At 39.1% G+C, this 843-nt stretch carries 2 protein-coding genes; both read right to left on the bottom strand.

Features of this window, described 5'->3' with window-relative positions; all coding sequences use genetic code 11:
• The coding region (locus H5072_RS20605) for a hypothetical protein (protein WP_182694656.1) at positions 1 to 436 on the bottom strand (436 nt) is incomplete at its 3' end.
• Positions 437 to 442: 6 nt separating this feature from the next.
• Positions 443 to 781, bottom strand: a complete 339-nt coding sequence (locus tag H5072_RS20600) for a hypothetical protein (RefSeq protein WP_002957982.1) — start codon at positions 779 to 781, stop codon at positions 443 to 445.
• Between the last annotated feature and the right edge of the window lie 62 nt (positions 782 to 843).

Here is an 843-nt window from a genome sequence, read left to right as displayed (position 1 = left end):
ATAGCTGCTTTAAACTTTTAAGTGTTTTACTAAAGCCAATTTTATTGCTTAAGTATACTGTATTTTTCCAAAGCCATATTAAACAAGCAACTTGTAGTAAAGTAGCTGTTGCTATACTTAGCCATACCGACCCAAAAACATCGTATACACCGTATCCAACAGCACCTAGAAATCCTGCCCACAACAAAACCAAACCACTGGCAAAGCATCCTAAAAATATAGTGATCAATGCAAGCGATCTAAGCGATAACCGCCATTCAGCTTTAGCAAGCTGGTGGGTGATCTTTCCTTGAGTATGGTAATCATCCTTGAGCTGCTTAGAATACTCTAAAAGCATTGCAACATGATCTTGCCAATCGTCCTTTTGGCTATGTTGCTCAGTAGTTTGGTCTTGCGCATTACCATCCTTGGTTGCTGTTGTTTGTGGGTTATTCATCACTAATTACTTACGACGAAGTAGTGATGTGATTAACATACCCGCAGCAAAAGCAATACCCGCAGTTGCTAATGGATTTTCAGAAGCAAAAGCACGAGTTTTTGCAGTACATTCGCTTAGTTTTTCACGTGCAATAAGTTGTTTTTCGCTCAATGCATCTGCTGAGCTAGAAGCTCCTTTACGCACACTGCTTTCAGCTGTTGCAGCTTTGCTAGAAAGTGCATCTACAGCATCGTGCGCCGCTGATGTTGCTTTCTCTGTAAGAGGAGACTCAGTATTTGTTAGTTTAACGTCAGGCTTAACATCTGAAGTTGTATTTGGTTTCGTATTCGTTGCAGTAGCCATAATCAATCCTTAATAAGTTAAAAATTTAAATAGTGATTTAGATGATGCAATGATTAAACCAA

Origin of the sequence: Pseudoalteromonas sp. SR45-5, from assembly GCF_014163565.1 — a bacterium.
Taxonomy (GTDB): Bacteria; Pseudomonadota; Gammaproteobacteria; order Enterobacterales; family Alteromonadaceae; genus Pseudoalteromonas; species Pseudoalteromonas distincta.
This window is presented reverse-complemented; position numbering and strand designations above follow the sequence as displayed.